This window comes from Novosphingobium sp. KA1 (assembly GCF_017309955.1).
Classification (GTDB): domain Bacteria; phylum Pseudomonadota; class Alphaproteobacteria; order Sphingomonadales; family Sphingomonadaceae; genus Novosphingobium.
On the sequence record NZ_CP021247.1, the window covers coordinates 498,721 to 514,858 of the forward strand.

Annotated in this window: 19 protein-coding genes; 17 read left to right on the top strand and 2 right to left on the bottom strand. The window is 61.9% G+C overall.

The annotated features are described in order from the left end of the window. Window positions 1–13 precede the first annotated feature (13 nt). Genes CA833_RS02510 through CA833_RS02580 form a run of 15 tightly spaced genes read left to right on the top strand, consistent with a single transcriptional unit; the run spans window position 14 to window position 12,749 of the window. The gene (locus CA833_RS02510) at window positions 14–1,663 is read left to right on the top strand and encodes a lytic transglycosylase domain-containing protein (RefSeq protein ID WP_207079140.1); all 1,650 of its coding nucleotides are present in this window, start codon (window positions 14–16) and stop codon (window positions 1,661–1,663) included. Window positions 1,664–1,693: 30 nt separating this feature from the next. After that, window positions 1,694–2,992 (top strand): DNA circularization protein, encoded by a 1,299-nt coding sequence (locus CA833_RS02515; RefSeq protein WP_207079141.1) that lies wholly within the window; start codon window positions 1,694–1,696, stop codon window positions 2,990–2,992. Then, window positions 2,989–4,098 carry a phage baseplate assembly protein gene (locus tag CA833_RS02520; RefSeq protein WP_207079142.1) on the top strand — a complete coding sequence of 370 codons (1,110 nt, stop codon included), beginning with the start codon at window positions 2,989–2,991 and terminating at the stop codon, window positions 4,096–4,098. The genes CA833_RS02515 and CA833_RS02520 overlap by 4 nt, the downstream gene beginning before the upstream one ends. Beyond that, window positions 4,095–4,700 carry a phage baseplate assembly protein V gene (locus CA833_RS02525; RefSeq protein WP_207079143.1) on the top strand — a complete coding sequence of 202 codons (606 nt, stop codon included), beginning with the start codon at window positions 4,095–4,097 and terminating at the stop codon, window positions 4,698–4,700. The genes CA833_RS02520 and CA833_RS02525 overlap by 4 nt, the downstream gene beginning before the upstream one ends. Beyond that, window positions 4,697–5,206 (top strand): phage GP46 family protein, encoded by a 510-nt coding sequence (locus tag CA833_RS02530; RefSeq protein ID WP_207079144.1) that lies wholly within the window; start codon window positions 4,697–4,699, stop codon window positions 5,204–5,206. The genes CA833_RS02525 and CA833_RS02530 overlap by 4 nt, the downstream gene beginning before the upstream one ends. Continuing rightward, window positions 5,206–6,342, top strand: a complete 1,137-nt coding sequence (locus CA833_RS02535) for a baseplate J/gp47 family protein (RefSeq protein ID WP_207079145.1) — start codon at window positions 5,206–5,208, stop codon at window positions 6,340–6,342. Before CA833_RS02530 ends, CA833_RS02535 begins: the two co-directional genes overlap by 1 nt. Then, window positions 6,342–6,878: a YmfQ family protein gene (locus CA833_RS02540; protein ID WP_207079146.1), complete on the top strand. Its 537-nt coding sequence runs from the start codon at window positions 6,342–6,344 to the stop codon at window positions 6,876–6,878. Before CA833_RS02535 ends, CA833_RS02540 begins: the two co-directional genes overlap by 1 nt. A gap of 12 nt (window positions 6,879–6,890) precedes the next feature. Next, window positions 6,891–7,451, top strand: coding sequence for a hypothetical protein (locus CA833_RS02545; protein WP_207079147.1), 561 nt, complete (start codon window positions 6,891–6,893; stop codon window positions 7,449–7,451). Window positions 7,452–7,453: 2 nt separating this feature from the next. Further along, window positions 7,454–7,906 (top strand): hypothetical protein, encoded by a 453-nt coding sequence (locus tag CA833_RS02550; RefSeq protein ID WP_207079148.1) that lies wholly within the window; start codon window positions 7,454–7,456, stop codon window positions 7,904–7,906. 54 nt (window positions 7,907–7,960) lie between these two features. Then, window positions 7,961–10,849, top strand: coding sequence for an SGNH/GDSL hydrolase family protein (locus tag CA833_RS02555; RefSeq protein ID WP_207079149.1), 2,889 nt, complete (start codon window positions 7,961–7,963; stop codon window positions 10,847–10,849). A gap of 46 nt (window positions 10,850–10,895) precedes the next feature. Continuing rightward, window positions 10,896–11,099 (top strand): hypothetical protein, encoded by a 204-nt coding sequence (locus CA833_RS02560; RefSeq protein WP_207079150.1) that lies wholly within the window; start codon window positions 10,896–10,898, stop codon window positions 11,097–11,099. Window positions 11,100–11,145: 46 nt separating this feature from the next. Further along, entirely contained in the window at window positions 11,146–11,394 is a 249-nt protein-coding gene (locus CA833_RS02565) for a hypothetical protein (RefSeq protein ID WP_207079151.1), read from the top strand. Next, entirely contained in the window at window positions 11,387–12,001 is a 615-nt protein-coding gene (locus CA833_RS02570; RefSeq protein WP_207079152.1) for a glycoside hydrolase family 108 protein, read from the top strand. The genes CA833_RS02565 and CA833_RS02570 overlap by 8 nt, the downstream gene beginning before the upstream one ends. Then, window positions 11,998–12,354 carry a DUF6527 family protein gene (locus CA833_RS02575; RefSeq protein ID WP_207079153.1) on the top strand — a complete coding sequence of 119 codons (357 nt, stop codon included), beginning with the start codon at window positions 11,998–12,000 and terminating at the stop codon, window positions 12,352–12,354. Before CA833_RS02570 ends, CA833_RS02575 begins: the two co-directional genes overlap by 4 nt. Next, a complete protein-coding gene (locus tag CA833_RS02580) occupies window positions 12,351–12,749 on the top strand; it encodes a hypothetical protein (protein ID WP_207079154.1) in 399 nt (132 codons plus the stop codon). The genes CA833_RS02575 and CA833_RS02580 overlap by 4 nt, the downstream gene beginning before the upstream one ends. A 274-nt stretch (window positions 12,750–13,023) precedes the next feature. Here CA833_RS02580 and CA833_RS02585 read toward each other — a convergent pair whose 3' ends face one another. Further along, entirely contained in the window at window positions 13,024–13,374 is a 351-nt protein-coding gene (locus tag CA833_RS02585) for a HigA family addiction module antitoxin (RefSeq protein WP_207079155.1), read from the bottom strand. Between the two features lie 66 nt (window positions 13,375–13,440). Then, on the bottom strand, window positions 13,441–13,737 hold the full coding sequence (locus CA833_RS27265) for a type II toxin-antitoxin system RelE/ParE family toxin (protein WP_207079156.1): 297 nt from the start codon (window positions 13,735–13,737) through the stop codon (window positions 13,441–13,443). A 123-nt stretch (window positions 13,738–13,860) separates the two neighbouring features. Here CA833_RS27265 and CA833_RS02595 point away from each other — a divergent pair, with 123 nt between their 5' ends. Together CA833_RS02595 and CA833_RS02600 are read left to right on the top strand one after the other, a co-directional pair. Further along, window positions 13,861–15,060: an integrase arm-type DNA-binding domain-containing protein gene (locus CA833_RS02595; RefSeq protein WP_207079157.1), complete on the top strand. Its 1,200-nt coding sequence runs from the start codon at window positions 13,861–13,863 to the stop codon at window positions 15,058–15,060. A gap of 214 nt (window positions 15,061–15,274) precedes the next feature. Next, a complete protein-coding gene (locus tag CA833_RS02600; protein WP_207079914.1) occupies window positions 15,275–16,087 on the top strand; it encodes a DNA adenine methylase in 813 nt (270 codons plus the stop codon). Window positions 16,088–16,138: the final 51 nt, after the last annotated feature.

Sequence of the window (16,138 nt, forward strand, 5' to 3'; positions counted from 1 at the left end):
CTGGAATGGGCTGATGACTGAAGAAGTTGCCAAGATCGGCGTCGCGATCGTTGCCAACGATCGCAGTGAAGCGGGCTGGAAATCGGCGGAGAAACGGGCCGAACAGTCGCAGAAGCGTGTCGGCAGCCTCAACCGCAAGGCCTTCAACGACAACGATCGCGCAACTGCCCGCAGCACGAAGTCGATGGTCAGTTCGCTCGCCAGGATCGAGCAGGCCGCAGCCCGGGCCCTCGGCGGCCGATCGCTGACTGCAGGCCTTGCTGGTCGGTTCGGCGCGACCGGCCAGGCCGCCTCCGCCATGGGCGAAGGACTGGCCAGTGCATCTGCCGCCGGTGGCCTTCTCGAAACGGCTGCCGGCGGCGTGGCGATGGCTGTGGGCGGCACGATCGCGGTCCTCGGCGCCGCAGCCTATGCGGCGTTCAAGTTCACGGATGGCTGGGCACAGGGTGCCGCCCAACTGGCCCGTACGGCTGAGATCATCGGCATTTCAACGAAGGCTCTTACGGAGTTTTCGTCTGCTGCCGAGCGCGCCGGCGTGGACAAGGGCGCTGCGGTGGGTGCAGTCGGCAGTCTGTCCCAGACGCTGAACGATGCACGCTACGGCCGGAACACGCAGGCGCTCGAAGTACTTCGACGGCTCAATGTCGGCATGAAGCTGAACAAGGATGGTACCGTCGACACGGCTGCCATGCTGCCGGCGATCGCTGACGCCATCCAGCGTCAAAATTCCAGCGGTCGTCGTACCGTTGCACGCCTCCTCGGTATCCCTGAGTCAGCCCTTCCCGCCTTTAGCCAAGGCGGCAAAGCTCTCGCCGCAGACATGAAAGACTCCGATAGCACTGGTGTTGTCATTAATGACGCTGATGGAGAAATGGCGAAAAGGGCCGCTCGGAAAGGTACTCTGGTTGGCCAATTGAAAGACCGCGGCCTCAATGATACCGCTCGGGAGGCCGCACGCAATTTTCTGGACGGTAAAGTCGGAGATGCCGTCGTTGATGCCGCCCAAGGCATCGATAAAATCATTCACGGGGACTTTGGACCGGCAGTCAAAGATTTCGGCCGCGCCGTCGATAACCTGGTCGATGGCACTCGGAACATGCTGGGCAGCGGCGGCGGCCCCACGGTCAGTGGCATAGCAGCGCGGATTGAGAAGCTGGGCGAACGTTCCCGGCAAAACCAGATCAGCCCCAAGGGCGCGATCGGCGTCATGCAGGTTATGCCGGGCACGGCCCGAGCTACCGCATCGCGGCTTGGCATCCCGTTCGACGAGGGCCGGTACCGGAAGGACGAAGGCTACAACCGGATGCTCGGCCAGCAGCATCTGGGCTTTCTGCTGCGTCGGTATGGTGGAAACGAAACCCTTGCCACGGCAGCTTACAATGCCGGCGAAGGCCGCGTGGACAAGTGGCTGCAATCGATCGGCGACCCTCGCAAGGGTGGGATTTCCGAGCAGCAGTTTGCGGCTCGCATCCCATTCAAGGAAACGCGCAATTATGTGCAGCGCGTGATGGAGGGCCACTATGGCGAGCGCGGCGAAATCCCCGTGAAGGTGGACATTCAGGTCAACCAGCACGGCAAGGTCACTGGCGTGAAGACCACTCAAGGCAACGGGAACGCACCGGCTGTCAGCCACTCCATGAATATCGGCGCCTACCGCTACTGACCCCGGCCATCGGGCCAACGAGATCTTGCTATGCTGCTTCCGGCATCCTTCCGCGGCGTTCCGTTCGCGGTGACCGAATCTGACGCCCTGGGCGGGCGGCGGATCGCGCTTCACCAGTATCCCGGCCGCGACAAGCCGTGGGCCGAAGACATGGGCCGCGCTCCTCGCCGATTTCGCCTTCGGGGCTTTGTCCTCGATGGCGACATTCTGTTGGGTGGGCTTCCGGTCGTCTTGCTGCGCGCCACACTCATCAACGCCGTCGAGAAAAAGGGTTCCGGCACTCTGGTTCATCCAACGCTTGGCGCGATGAACGTTGTGGTTGAGCGCGCATCGATCAGCGAAGGACTTGGCGCCAAAAGCTATTCCGATGTTGAACTGGAATTCGTTGAATCGGGTGCCCAGACCTTCCCGACGAGTTCGGTTACCTCCACGCTGAACAAGGTCGCTGCCGTTGCGCTGAAAGCCGCCTCAGCTATCGAAACGGTAGCGTTACTCTCCAACACGTTCCTTGGCGGCGGATCTCGAGACGAAGCGGTCACAGCAGCTTCGGCCTGGTCGAGCAATGTGAGTTCGGCGGCGGTCGACGCCACCGCAATGCACCGGGTGGTCGCCCAGCTGAGCGGCAATTACGGTCGTTATGCCGAGGGCGCCAACGCAGGCATCTCGGGCAGCAATGCGTCCCCCTATGCTGCTGGCACGACCGTTGCCGACATCATCCCGATCGCATCAACCAACAGGCAGGCGGTCATCAATGCTTCGGAGGCATTCATCGAAGCTGTCGCTACGGCAGATCTCTCGGACGCTGGCAATGTGATCGATGCAGCCGACACGATGCTCGAAGCGCTCGTGGCTTCATGCGCCGACCCGGCAGACACCATACGCCTGCTGCTCGGAATCATGAGCTCCTCAACCCTCGGACTGGGAAACGCCATGTCCGATGCGATCGCCCAAGTGGTCCTGCGCTCTGCCGCTGCCGCACTCACAGCTGCAGTGGCCAGCTATCAACCGCAAAGCGCTGATGATGCGGCGGCAAGGATTTCTGAGATCGGCACTGTTCTCGATGCCATGATGCTGACTGCCGCCGATGCCCGATCGGACAGCTGCGCATCAGCACTGCGACAATGCCGCGGCGCAATTGCCACCGACCTTCGCAATCGACCGGGCACGTTGGCTCAGATGCGGAACTTCAAGTTTGCAGGCGCGCTGCCTTCTCTTGTCCTGGCGCAGTCCATCTACTCGGATGCCTCCCGCGCCAATCAGTTGGTCACCCAGGCGAACCCACCGCACCCGCTATTTATGCCAGCCAGTTTTCAGGCCCTCGCGTCATGAGCACCAACGAAATTGTCGTGAACGGCAAATCGGACGAACGCGACGACGACGAACTCACGCTCTACGTCGCAGGGTTTTCCTTCAGAGGGTGGGAGCAGATCGAAGTTACGGTGCGCGCGGAGGCGTTCCCGAATTCGTTCGAAGTGCGTGCCAGTGTTCCACCGTCGTACCAGATCCCTTGCAATGCTGGCGACGAGTGCATTGTCCTGCTCGGTAACGACAGCGTGATCTCTGGCTATGTCGATCGCGTTACCGATACCGGCGACAGCGACAGCCATACCATTACGATCCAAGGCCGCGGTCGCACCCAGGACCTGGTCGACTGCGGCGCGGAGTGGCCCTCCCACCAGCTGATCGGGGGGAATGCGCAGTCGATCGCCACCAAGTTGGCCCTGCCCTATTCCATATCGGTAGAAATGGCGAACGGCGCCTCACCCGGCCCGGACGTGCCCCAGTGGCCACTGAACTACGGTGAAAGCCCGGCCGAGATAATCCAGCGCCTGGCACGCAATGCAGGCTTGCTGGCTTACGAGAGCCAAGATGGAAAGATCCTGCTCGCTTCCGTTGGCACGGCAGAAGCAGCGAGCGGAATCGTGTTCGGCGAAAACGTGGAAGCCTGGACCGTCGAGCGATCGATGGACCAACGGTATTCCGACTATGTCTGCTGCATGTTTTCTATGGATGCTATGATGGAGCTCGATGGCTCGGACATGTTCCACACCGAGAACGATCCGAACGTCGTCAGGCATCGTCTGACCTACCTGGTTGCAGAAGCAGTCGCGACCGATCCGGTTGAATTCGTGAAAGCCCGCGCGAGATGGGAAGCCCAGCGGCGCGCCGGTCGCGCCTTCGTAGTCAGGGCGACCGTCGACAGTTGGCGGGATAGCGATGGAACTCTCTGGACACCCAACACATTGGTGCCGGTTAACGTCCCGGGAGCGAGGGGAAACCTCACCTTGGTAATCTCCGAAGTGACTTTCCGCCGCGACGAAGAGCGCGGAACGACAGCGGAGTTGGTGTGCATGCCGAAGGAGGCTTTCATGCCGGAACCGATCACGCTCGTTCCCGTAAATCTCTCAGACACAGATGCGGCGGCAATTCAATGATCCCTCAATTCCTCGCCAACCTGATGGGAATCGGTCGCGCCACGACAATCGACGACAGCGGCGAGCTTCAGCTGCTGCAGGTGACCGAGGGCGCTGCGGGATCCGGCTTCGCTGCGCGCGTGACCGACAAGGTCCGTCGCGTGACGGAATTCGGCTTCGGATCAGTGCCGCCGATCGACAGCGAAGTCGTAATGATCCGCCGCGGTGGCGACCGCTCCTGCTCCCTCGTGATGGGTACGAGCCATCGCCCGTCCCGGCCGCGCGACCTGAAGCCGGGCGACACCGTGATCTACGACGTACGAGGCGCGAAGGTCCTATTGTCCGCTGAAGGTATGGAGATCGATGCCGCCGGCCTCGAGGTCACGGTCAAGAACGCCACCAAGGCGACGATCGACGTTCCCGATGTCTACCTGACTGGAAATCTCCACGTCGCCGGCGACATCGATACCGAAGGCAACTTTGCGGCCGCCGGCACCATCACCGGCCTGACGGACGGCGCCTCGATCGAGCTCGGCGCGCTACGCGATGCCTACAACGATCATGGGCATACCGGCGTCAGCACCGGTACCGCGACCTCTGGCAAGACCGATCACGCCGTATGACCGACATCGTCACCTCCTGGGATACCCAGACCGGATCCGGCGACTGGCTGTTCACGCCCGAATACCCGATGCTCTGGACGGACGAGAACGGAGATCCGATCGTCGACGAGAATGGCGGCCTCATCAACGCCGTGGTCGCCCCGACCTTGCCGTCTTCTCACGACCTGGCCACGGCCGTCCTCATCAGCCTGTTCAGCGACGCGCTCGCCAGCGACGACGATACCCTTCCTGACCAGTCCGGCGATCGGCGCGGATGGTGGGGAGGCGAAATCGGCTCCAAGCTCTGGCTACGACAACGCTCGAAGCAAAGCCCCACGCTGCTTCAGTTGGTCGAGGACGATATCAAATCGGCCCTGGCATGGATGATCGACGATGGCGTTGCCGCCTCGATCGACGTCGAAGCTGAATTCACCAAGCCGGGAATGCTCGGGACGCGGGTTGTAATCCACCGCCCCGATGGAACCAACGTTGCCCTCCGCTTCGCCAATCTCTGGGACCTGATCTGATGGTTTTTTCCCGCCCCACCCTCTCCAGCTTGCGCAGCCAGGTGGCGGCTGATATCGCGGCGGGTCTCCCCGGCTTGAACGCGCTGCTCCGCTACAACAATCTGACCATCCTTGGCGACGTTGAGGCCGGGCTAGTCGATGGGTGCTATGGCTATCTCGACTGGATCACGCGGCAATCAGTGCCGTTCACATCCGAGGACGAGTTTCTCGAAGGCTGGTCGGCCCTGAAGGGTGTGACGCGCAAGCCGGCAGTCGCCGCGAAGGGCAAGGTCACGCTAAACGGCACCGGCGGCACTGTGGTTGCCGGCACGGCGCTCACGCGCTCGGACGGCGCCAGCTTCACCGTAGACGCTGACGTAGCGCTGGTGGGCGGCGTTGCCGTCGTTGCCGTTACCGCCGTCGCTACTGGATCGTCGTCCAACACGGTCCTCGGCACGACGCTTTCGCTGGCCTCGGCCATTTCCGGCGTGAATTCGCTCGGTACGGTCAGCGTGGCGATAGCCGGCGGTTCCGATGTCGAGCGCGACGATGACCTGCGCACCCGCATGATCACCGAATACTCCCGGCCGGCGTCAGGCGGTTCCGCCAATGACTATGTAAACTGGGCGCTGGGGATTTCCGGCGTGACCCGCGCCTGGTGCGAGCGCAACGTGTTCGGCTCCGGTACCGTGGGCGTCCTGTTCATGATGGACAATTCCCGTGCCGACTATGGGGGCTTCCCTCAGGGAACCAACGGCGTTGCCTCGGCTGAAACGCGCGCAGCAGCAGCAACCGGCGATCAGCTGATCGTCGCCAACGCGCTGTTCGATCTTCAACCCGTAGGCCCCATAGTCATCGCAAGGGCATGCACCGCCAACACGATCGACCTGACGATCGCCGGGATCTCCGACGCAACGGATACGACCAAGGCTGCAATCGCGGCCGCTTTCGCCGCTGCACTTCTTGCGACGGCCGTCCCAGGCGACAGCACACCGCTCAGCGCGATCGAGGGTAAAATCGCGGCCGTTTCCGGAGCGACTGGCTTCGTGATCACCGAAGTATTCGCATCGGCCGGCGCTGTCAGTCCTGGTCCTACCGGCAACATTTCGTCCAACGTCGGCGCTTTGCCCGTTGCCGGCAACATCACGTACGTCTGATGACTCGCACAGCTGAAGATTACGCTGGCGCCATCCGCGCCCTGCTTCCGCGCGGCCGAGTGTGGCAGGCCGAAACAGGTAGCGGCCAGCAGCGCCTTATTCTCGCACTTGCCCAGCAGTGGGCCCGCCTCGATGCCGACGCTACGAAAGTCCTCGACCAATCGCTTCCTGGCAGCAATCTCGACCTGATCACCGAGTGGGAAGAATCACTCGGCCTTCCGGATCCATGCGCCGGCGAAGACGCTACGATCGAACAGCGCGCGGCGCAGGTCCTCGCCCGCTTCGTTGGCGGCGGCGGCCAGAGCCGGCCGTTCTTTATCGGCTATGCGGCGGCGCTTGGCTTCGAGATCTCGATCACCGCGATTTCGCCCTTCAGGGTGGAAATGAGCACCGTTGAAACCCCGCTGTACGACGAAGACTGGCTCTTCGTCTGGGTGGTGACCGTGCTTTCGAACACCAGCGGCCTGAGCACCGACGTGCTCGTCTGCGAGTTCGAAGCGCTCAAGCCCGCCCACACTTACGTCCTCTTCCAGTAACGAGGTCCCCCCGTGTTCCGTATCGACAACGCCAGCGCCGTTTCGGCGCTTCCGGCGGCGCTTGCCGCTGGCACGCCCGGCTTCTTCGGCCGAGGTGACCCCGCCACCGGCCAGATCCCAACCATTCTGACAGCCGACTGGGCCAACATGGTCCAGGAGGAACTGGTGGCGGTGGTCGCCGCAGCGGGCATCGCGCTCGACAAGGCCAATCGCGCGCAGCTGCTCGCGGCGCTCCAGCAGATGTTCCAGGCCAAAGACCCGGCTACTGTGAAAATTGTTTCCGCCAGTCTGACGCAGAACGGCCATATCGTTCTTTCGGACGGGTCCCGGTCATTCATGGTGGCATGGGGCAGGTTCACCGCGGCAGCGAACAGTTCGACCTCCGTCACTTTCCCCCTGGCATTCACGTCAGCGTGTTTTTCGGTCGTCGTCAGCGGCGTGATCAATGCGGGAACCGGTTCGCAGGACAACACGCCTGCAGTGGTGGCCTCCACGATCACGGCAACCGGTTTCTCAGTGTTCAACGCGGACGATGAGAATGACCCGACCTGCTACATCGCTGTGGGATCCTAATCATGACATTCTTCTATTCCGCCACGACGGGCGGTTTCTACAGCGATGCCGTTCATCCAACGCGTCCTGAAGACTGCGTCGAGATATCCGACGCGGATTATTATGCCCTGATCGATGGGCAAGCGAGCGGCGGAACGATTTCCGTGTGCTCGACTACTGGCCTGCCGGAGGTTGTAACTTCGGAGGACACTCCTGCAGCGACCCGCGCGCGCCTCATTGCATCGGTCAAGCGCGAAGCCTCCAGGCGGATCCTGATCATCAGCCCAGAGTGGCGCCAACTGAATGATCTTCGGTCGCCAAGCGAAGACGCACAAGAGCGGTTTATCGCGATCGACGCGGTGCGAAGCGCCAGCAACGCGATCGAACTGCAGATCGGCGAAACCGCGGATGAGGGCCTCGGCGCCTTTGACGTCGCCAACAACGCGTTGTGGTCGGCCGATCCCCCCGCTTCCTGACGCCCGAAATTCCGTCTCCCCCCTCTCCCCCGCAATTGATTGCGAGAATCACCGATGACCACCCTCCCCAATTACCCGCCGGCAGTCGACCTAGCGGGAACCGACATCATTCCCGTCTGGCAAGATGGCAGCCAGAAGTCGGCAACCACTGACCAGGTGCTCAAGCCCGGCCTCGATCTGATGCAGGAGTACGTCGGCGCCGATATCCAATTGACCTGGGTGGCGCTCGAGGCTGTTACCGGCTCGGCCGACCGGAACGCGGTGGTTCCGAATGACCCCGGCAACCATACCGACCCCGTGACCAATGAAGTCGTCCCCAATTCGGGATTCTACAAGTGGGACGCTACGGCGCTCGCCTGGCACTGGATTTCGGAAACGCAGGCCAGCAACGCTGCTGCAAGTGCCAAACAGGCTAAGGACTGGGCGGAAAGCGATACCGCGCCAGATCCCGACGACCCGACGAGCAAGAGCGCGAAGACCTTGGCGGCTGAAGCAGCCATCAGCGCTGCTGCTGCTGCCAGTCCATCGGTTTTCACATCCGATAACACATTCTTCGCTGCTATCCGCGACAACACCAATCTATTGGGCGGCGGCGCCAATGCGCTCTATGTTCCCCGCATCATCTACTTCAAGCGCGGGACTGAAGCTCAGTACAATATCACGGTCGCAAACGCTGCGGCGTCGGAAATTGCGGGCGGCAATTATTGCAAGCTATCGCTCGATGCCGCCAACGTTTCGTATGTCTGGCTGGACCTGACTGACAACACGATCAAAGTTGAGGTTTACGCTTCTGGCTTGAATATGCACACGGAAAAGGGGAATAACCTTATCCAGCTTGCAGTGGCTCGCGGGAAATTCATCACGTCTAGCCGGCTTCGTATTTTCGAGGCGGACGACCTTCTTGAAGGTGCGATTACCTTCAAGGAGAACTGCCTCATCCTCGAAAAAGACGGGAAGCTGCTTGTCCCGGCGTACTGGTCTACCGGCTTCGGCTCCGCGACCTGGACAGCGCGAGATCCCGTCTCCGATGGTTCGCGCTATGTCGAGATTGACACCGCAGCCATCGGCCATGTTGCGCGCATCTATCACGATGGCCTTGCGGCTGACGCTGGTACCACCTTCGTCAAGCGGGCTTACGATGGCGCGGCCGGTAGTCACGCCGGTTTCAAGTCGAACGATATCGCCACTGTATCCGGCTACAACGTCAAGACGCAGCACGCGATCGCGGGGGCAGTTCCGGGCGGCTCGGTTTCCAATCAGTGCCCGTTCGGCAAGGCTTCGATCGATGCGATGCCGCGCAATTTCGCTCCGACCAACGTCGCTGCCACGACGATCACCGATGCGAACCTAACCGCGCTCGGCTTCACCCGCGGCTTCACCCGACTGACGGGGGCGGGCGATATCTTCGTGGGCATGGACCTTCCAGACGCCCGGCGTGGCGGCTCGATCTTTATCCGCGAATATGTCTACACCGATGTTGCCGGCTCCTTCGGCATCCCCCGCGCCTATCTCTGGTCGGCGACCAGCACCAGCCCGTTGATGACGTTCAATCTGACGCTGGAGAAGAAGATCAGCGATAACGTCGCGATCTACTCTGGCACCTTCGACTTCCCGGATGTAGCCGGCGCAGTGTGGCTGTACATGGGCACCACGGTGACGGCGGGCACGATGCCGATCGTCACCGGGTTCCAGTTCCACCACTCCGGCGAACGTGCCCGGTGGATCATGCGCGACGACTACCCCTCCGCTCAGGCAGTAGATGCCGATATCTTCCCGATCATCGGGCAGGATTTGTTCGTCGTGTCTGACCGCCCGACCATTCTGTACCCCGCCCAGATGTTCGCCAATCGCGAAGGATTTGATCCACCGTCGGTCATGCTGGAGAGCCGCCAGGGACTGCCTACGCAGCCGCTCGTACTCGGCCCGGTGAAGGATGCGCCGTTGGTGATCGACTATGCGCGGTGCGGAACAGCCGCGTACATGCGCTGGTATCCCGCAGAACGACGCGACCGCGTGATCCAGAAGGTCATCACCGTCAAGAAAAAGGCGGTTCCGGTGACGGGATCTCCGGCCCGCAATATCCTGATGATCGGAGACAGTCTCCCCACCCGTCAGCAGGCATATTTCGCGAACATTTTGCTCAGTGCGTGGGGGTTCGCCGTGAACTGGATCGGCACCATGAACGGCAACGGGTCAGGCAACGCCGCTGGGACCGGTCCGCTGGGCGAAGGCCGTGAAGGCTGGGCGCTGTCGGACTTCCTGATGACCCGGCAGGATTCCGACGTGACCAGCATCGTTACGGCAGGCGGGGAGGCAGCCTATCAGGCTCTCTCCAATACCGCCAAGCTGGCAGTCAATCCATTCCTGCAACTGGCGGCCTCGTCGAGCAGCGCGGCCACCACGATCACCTATGGCGGCCAGAGCTACAAATTCGATCTCGCTTACTATCTCTCGCGCTTTTCGTTGGCCACGCCGGATATCGTTGTCCTCAATCTGAGCAAGAACGACCAGCTTGAACTGGCGGCAGCGGCTGCGATCTCGGACGTGACAACGCTCTATCCGATGCTGCTCGCTGAAATCCGGCGCGCGATGCCAAGCGCCAAGATCCTGTGCTGGGGCACTGTGATGCCGGACAGCTACACCAGCAACACTGGCTGGTATAGCGCGGGTGCGCCGATCCTGCGCGTGATCCGCGACGCCATCAAGGCGCGCCGCGATGCCGGTGACGCCAACATCTGGTTCGTGCCTACCCACGCGATGCACTCGATCGGTGACTTCAACACGCCGATGGTCACGGACGCCACCACCGGCACCATGACCGGCACGGTTGGCGCCACCAATACCGACATCATCCATCCTCCTGTTCCGACCACGATCACGTCCGGCGTTGGTCGCGAGCAAATCGCCGAGGCGCTGGCCGTTGCCATCGCGTGTGTCGCGTGACCCACAGCCGAGAATCCCGCCTCAATCCCCTTCGAATGGATCTCGCATGAAGCACGCCGTCGAAAACCTGCCGGACAGCATCAAGCACCTACTCGATGTTCTTTCATTCACCGCATTGCTGGGGGGCCTTATCAGCGTGCTGCCGCACATCTCGATGCTATTGACCGTCATCTGGATGGCGATCCGGATCTACGAAACCGACACGGTGCAGAAGTTGCTACGCCGCGACGAAGAAGAGGGCGAGGCCTGACCTCGCCCCGGGGCTGACCGCCCCGACCTCTCCCGAAAGGACTGCAATGAAGATCACGCTGGTCTCGCACTGGCGCCTTTGGTGGCGCCGGTGGTCGACGTGGCTTGCCGGCGCGTGGGCTGCGCTCGTGTCGCTCGTGCTGAGCGATCCGCAGGCTCTCGCCGCCGTTGGCCGCCTTCTGCCCGAACGTCACCGGCCACTCTGGGCCGTCGGTGTCGGCCTGCTCACGTGGGCCGCGCCGGTGATCCTCGCCCACATCCGACAGCCCAAGCTCGAAAGGAAGTGCAATGGGTAAGGTTCTCATCCAGCGCGGCACCAGCGCGGCCGGCGCAATCGCCATCATTCTCGGCGGTATTTACGCTGCCGAAGGTGGTTATGTGAACAACAAGGCCGACCGGGGCGGTCCGACGAACCTCGGCGTCACCGAACAGGTAGCGCGTGAGCATGGCTATCTCGGCGACATGCGTAACTTCCCAAAGCACTGCTACGACAAGATCACGGTCTGTGGGGACAAGATCTATGTCGGTACCTACATCGACAAGCCCGGTTTCCGGCCGCTGCTGACGATGGACCCGGGCGTTGCGGCCGAAGTGGCGGACACCGGCGTCAACATGGGGCCCGGCGTCGCGTCGAAGTTCCTCCAAGCCGGTATCAACAAGGTCTGCCCCGCAGCGAAAATAGCAGTCGATGGCAAGGTCGGCGGCCGCACCATCAACGCCTACGAGAATTGCCAAGCGGCCATCGGCAAGCAGCGGTTCTGCGTGCAGATCCTCGATGCGCTCGATGACCAGCAGAAGCGCCGATACGAATGGATCGTCGACCGGAACCCGTCGCAGCGTATCTTCCTCCAGGGCTGGATCGCTTGGCGTGTCGGCAACGTCGACCGGGCGAGCTGCGCATGACTGGCTCGGCTATCCTGCGCCCGATGGAGGGCGGCGGCTTCAGGTTCTGGTGCCCGGGCTGCAAGGAATCCCATCACGTGCCCATAGGCGATGGACCGGGGCCGCGCTGTGGCTTCAACGGCAACACCGACAAACCGACCTTTACGCCTTCGATCCTCGTTCGATCCGGCCACTATGTGCCGGGCCATGAAGGCTACACTTGCTGGTGCAATTGGGAGGACAAGGACGAGCATCCAGACCTCCAATGCCGTGTCTGCCACTCGTTCGTTACCGATGGCATGATCCAATTCCTCGGCGACTGCACGCATGCGCTCGCCGGGCAGACGGTGGCGATCCCGGAGTTCCCGCGATGAACCCCATCCCGATCACCTGGTGCCTTGCGGGCGCCGGCGCAACTGCGCTGCTCTGCGCATGGGGCGGCTGGACCGTCAACGACTGGCGGCATGACAGCAAGGCGCTGGCAGCCGTGGAGACGGCCGCCAAGAAGCTCGATGCGGCGCGCGCCACGGTCGACCGCGCCGCCACTGCCTACGAACAGGAGAAGCCCATTGCAGCCGCTCAATCGTCCGTGCGCGAAAGCACGCTCCGCGAGATTTACAAGGATCGCCCTGTGCCTGCTGACTGCGCCGTGCCTGATGCTGCTCGCAGCGTGCTCGACAACGCAGTCGGCGCCGCCAACGCCCGAGCTGCAGGCCAACCTGCGGCAGCCCTGCCCGCCGCTACCCAAGCCGCCGACGCCGCTCACTGATCCAGAGCGGAGCGTCTGGGAAAACACGATGATCGCAATGTACGGAGATTGCGCGGCAAGGCATTTTCGAGCGACCGAGGCATGGCCAAAGACGCAATAACGGGGGTATTGATTTGGGGTATCACCCAACAGCAAGCCAGCCAAAACCCGTGTAATTCCGCCGGTTTCCTGTCCTGCACGGCGGAGGGATCATCCGCCCTCATACGAAGAACGGCCGCCAAATTAATGACGGCCGCCACAACGATATACAGAAGAGTTCCAGCGAAGCTGAAGGCTAAGCCAGAACCGCGATGCGGGGGATATCCTTCAGCCGCTCGGCGTTTTCGCGCCGAACCTCGGCCAAGTCATAATTGACCTGCATGCTACAAAGCAGATCTGCAGGATAGCCAATTGCTGCTTCAATACGAGCGGCAAGGTTCGGCGTGACCGGCCCCTTACCGTTGAGAACCTTCGCAATGCTAGGCTGCGTCGCACGGATAGCAGCCGCGAGGGCCCTTCCGGTGACTTTGCGTGCCGGCAATACGTCGAGCTTCAAGATGATGCCCGGATGGACGGGAAAATAATCCGTCAGGAACTCATTTTCTTCAATGAAGTCGTGCTTCTCCGCGGTCGATGTGGTGGCCATGTTACGTTTCCAACGAATAGTTACTGAGCAGGTTTGCGATGATGCGGATCGCAACCTCACTTCGTCCTAGTGCGGGTCATCGTAAATCATGTTGGCGATCTCCTTTGCCTTCTTATCGTAGTCAAACAGGAGCCGAGTGTTCCCAGTGATGTCTATACTCCAATAATTCTTCCGCCCATTCCAGGCGTGAACCCTCCATGACGGATTGGCAGAGGCAACTTGGGCCAGATCATTAGCCGCACTGAGCACCGTCAGCCTCATATGGATCGTCAATGCGACCTTGGGCTGAAAGTACTTGCTTGGCTCTCCTGGCCCTGTGCGACTCAGCTCTTTTAGCCTCTTATCTGCGAATCCAATCTTCATACGGCGGCCCTCCTGTATATGCCGTGAACGTATAACTTACAACCCAGACAGCGTCAATTAAATAATATGCTAACAGCATATATTTTTACCACTCGCGCACGACCGCATCCCTAAGGAAAATTCATGCTGACCAATGGTGTGGTGAAAGCCGCTGCCGCGCGACCGCGCGCTTACAAGATGGCCGACACCGGCAGCCTCTTCCTCTTCGTCACCCCCAAAGGAACGAAGTCTTGGCGCTTGAAGTACCGGTTCCAAGGCAGGGAAAAGCTTCTGGTGATCGGCCGCTTTCCCGAGATCTCGCTCGCTCAAGCCCGCCAGCGCCGAGACGAGGCCAAGGTAAAGATCCGCCTAGGTGTAGATCCGTCTGTGGCCGAGGAAAAACTCGACACTTTCGAGCAGGTCGCGCGCGCTTGGTATCGACATAACGAGAACAATTGGTCGCCGGCGCACGGGGCCGACGTCATTGCCAGCCTATTACGCGACATCTTTCCGGCGATCGGCGCGCGGCCGATCGCATCAATCGAGCCGCCCGAAATCCTCGAAGTACTTCGCCAGGTGGAAGAACGTGGCCGGATCGAAACGGCCCGCCGCCAGCGCCAGCGCCTATCTGCCATCTTCGGCTATGGCATCGCCAATGGCCTGACCGACAAAGATCCTGCGCTTCACGTCGGCCGCGCCATGACTGCCGCGCGCCCGGTCCGGCCGCAGCCGGCGCTCACCACAGCCACAGAGTGCCGAGACCTGCTCAACGCAGCCGATCGGCAGGCCGGACGGGCCAGCACGCGCCTCGCCTCACGTTTCCTCGCACTCACCGCCGTTCGCCTCGAGGCGGTGCGCGGCATGCGCTGGAGCGAAGTGGAGCAGTTGGACGGCGCCGAGCCGCTGTGGCGCGTGCCGGCAGCACGTATGAAGCTCAAGCGCTCGAAAAAAGGCGATGATCGTTTCGCCCATGCGGTGCCCCTCTCACGCGCGGCAATCGCTGTACTACGTCTGGCCGCGCACGAGTTCGGGTATGATGCCCTTTCCTCCTGTCCCGATGAGCTCGTTTTCCCTGGTCGCGATCGGGGCAAGCCGATCGGCGAAAGCGCGATCGGCGCCCTGTACGATCGCGCCGGCTTTTCTGGCCGGCATGTGCCCCACGGCTGGCGATCGAGCTTTTCGACGATCCTCAACGAAACGCTGGGCCCGGACGCCGCGAGTGATATCGACCGGGCGCTCGCCCACACACCCAAGGACAAGGTCGAAGCCGCATACAACCGCGCGCAACTGCTCGGCCGCCGCCGAGCGCTGTTCGATACGTGGGGCGATCTCCTGACCGCATAATCAAGCGCTCTGCGCTCTGCGCTCTGCGCTCTGCGCTCTGCGCTCTGCGCCCTTCTCCATCACCCTCGTCCGGTTTTCGCCACTCCGGCGGAGGGCGGGGGTTTCCGGGATGCACCCCGGTCACCGACGAGTATTGGCTCGCCACGACACAGCTGGCCTACCGGCCGCCCCGCACCCGCTCGCGGGCGGGGTCTTGGATACCAATACAAAAATCATGTCAATACAGAGTGTTAAACCAGTTTCCCCGGCAGCTGGTTATCAAGGTGGCAAGCGCAATCTCGCCCGCCGAATCTGCGCCCAGATCGATCGCACTGCGCACGAAACCTACGCCGAGCCGTTCGTCGGAATGGGCGGGATCTTCCTGCGCCGGTCCAGGCGGCCGAAGGCCGAGGTCATCAATGACATCTCGGGCGATGTCGCGAGTTTCTTCCGTGTGCTGCAGGAGCACTACCCGTATTTCATCGACATGCTGAAGTGGCGTGTTTCAAGCCGCGCCGAATTCGAGCGGCTGCGTGGGATGGACCCCGATCGCATGACGGATCTCCAACGCGCTGCGCGGTTCCTGTACCTTCAACGCTTGGCATTCGGCGGCAAAATCGTGGGCCGGACCTTCGGCGTGGACGCGGCCAATGGCGCGCGCTTCAACCTTAACAAGCTCGAGCCGCTCCTCGCCGAAATCCATGAGCGGCTCGCCGGCGTTGTGATCGAGCAGTTGCCTTATGAGAAGTTCATTCCGCGCTACGATCGGCCGGGCACCCTATTCTATCTCGATCCGCCCTACTTTGGCTGCGAGACCGACTACGGCGCCGGCGCATTCGATCGTGCCGACTTCGAACGCCTGGCCGCGATCCTCGGCGCCGCGCGCGGCAAGTTCCTTCTCTCGATCAACGATACGCCTGAAGTGCGGGAGATCTTCTCGGCCTTCGACATCAAGGACATCGAGACGACGTGGTCCCTGTCGACCGCCTCGACCGGCGGCGCAAAGCGCGTGAACGAGTTGATCATCAGCAATTTCGCGCCCGTTTGACAGAGCGCCAGTAGGTGCCGGGGCCAGGTCGCAGAATGGCACGGCTTTCGC

Bases quoted from the DNA above. Each gene is read 5' to 3' on its own strand.
- CA833_RS02525 (WP_207079143.1), top strand. From the start codon at position 4,095: ATGATCCCTCAATTCCTCGCCAACCTGATGGGAATCGGTCGCGCCACG.
- CA833_RS02530 (WP_207079144.1), top strand. From the start codon at position 4,697: ATGACCGACATCGTCACCTCCTGGGATACCCAGACCGGATCCGGCGAC.
- CA833_RS02535 (WP_207079145.1), top strand. From the start codon at position 5,206: ATGGTTTTTTCCCGCCCCACCCTCTCCAGCTTGCGCAGCCAGGTGGCG.
- CA833_RS02565 (WP_207079151.1), top strand. From the start codon at position 11,146: ATGAAGATCACGCTGGTCTCGCACTGGCGCCTTTGGTGGCGCCGGTGG.
- CA833_RS02575 (WP_207079153.1), top strand. From the start codon at position 11,998: ATGACTGGCTCGGCTATCCTGCGCCCGATGGAGGGCGGCGGCTTCAGG.
- CA833_RS02520 (WP_207079142.1), top strand. From the start codon at position 2,989: ATGAGCACCAACGAAATTGTCGTGAACGGCAAATCGGACGAACGCGAC.
- CA833_RS02515 (WP_207079141.1), top strand. From the start codon at position 1,694: ATGCTGCTTCCGGCATCCTTCCGCGGCGTTCCGTTCGCGGTGACCGAA.
- CA833_RS02600 (WP_207079914.1), top strand. From the start codon at position 15,275: ATGTCAATACAGAGTGTTAAACCAGTTTCCCCGGCAGCTGGTTATCAA.
- CA833_RS02570 (WP_207079152.1), top strand. From the start codon at position 11,387: ATGGGTAAGGTTCTCATCCAGCGCGGCACCAGCGCGGCCGGCGCAATC.
- CA833_RS02540 (WP_207079146.1), top strand. From the start codon at position 6,342: ATGACTCGCACAGCTGAAGATTACGCTGGCGCCATCCGCGCCCTGCTT.
- CA833_RS27265 (WP_207079156.1), bottom strand. From the start codon at position 13,737: ATGAAGATTGGATTCGCAGATAAGAGGCTAAAAGAGCTGAGTCGCACA.
- CA833_RS02555 (WP_207079149.1), top strand. From the start codon at position 7,961: ATGACCACCCTCCCCAATTACCCGCCGGCAGTCGACCTAGCGGGAACC.
- CA833_RS02550 (WP_207079148.1), top strand. From the start codon at position 7,454: ATGACATTCTTCTATTCCGCCACGACGGGCGGTTTCTACAGCGATGCC.
- CA833_RS02585 (WP_207079155.1), bottom strand. From the start codon at position 13,374: ATGGCCACCACATCGACCGCGGAGAAGCACGACTTCATTGAAGAAAAT.
- CA833_RS02560 (WP_207079150.1), top strand. From the start codon at position 10,896: ATGAAGCACGCCGTCGAAAACCTGCCGGACAGCATCAAGCACCTACTC.
- CA833_RS02510 (WP_207079140.1), top strand. From the start codon at position 14: ATGACTGAAGAAGTTGCCAAGATCGGCGTCGCGATCGTTGCCAACGAT.
- CA833_RS02580 (WP_207079154.1), top strand. From the start codon at position 12,351: ATGAACCCCATCCCGATCACCTGGTGCCTTGCGGGCGCCGGCGCAACT.
- CA833_RS02595 (WP_207079157.1), top strand. From the start codon at position 13,861: ATGCTGACCAATGGTGTGGTGAAAGCCGCTGCCGCGCGACCGCGCGCT.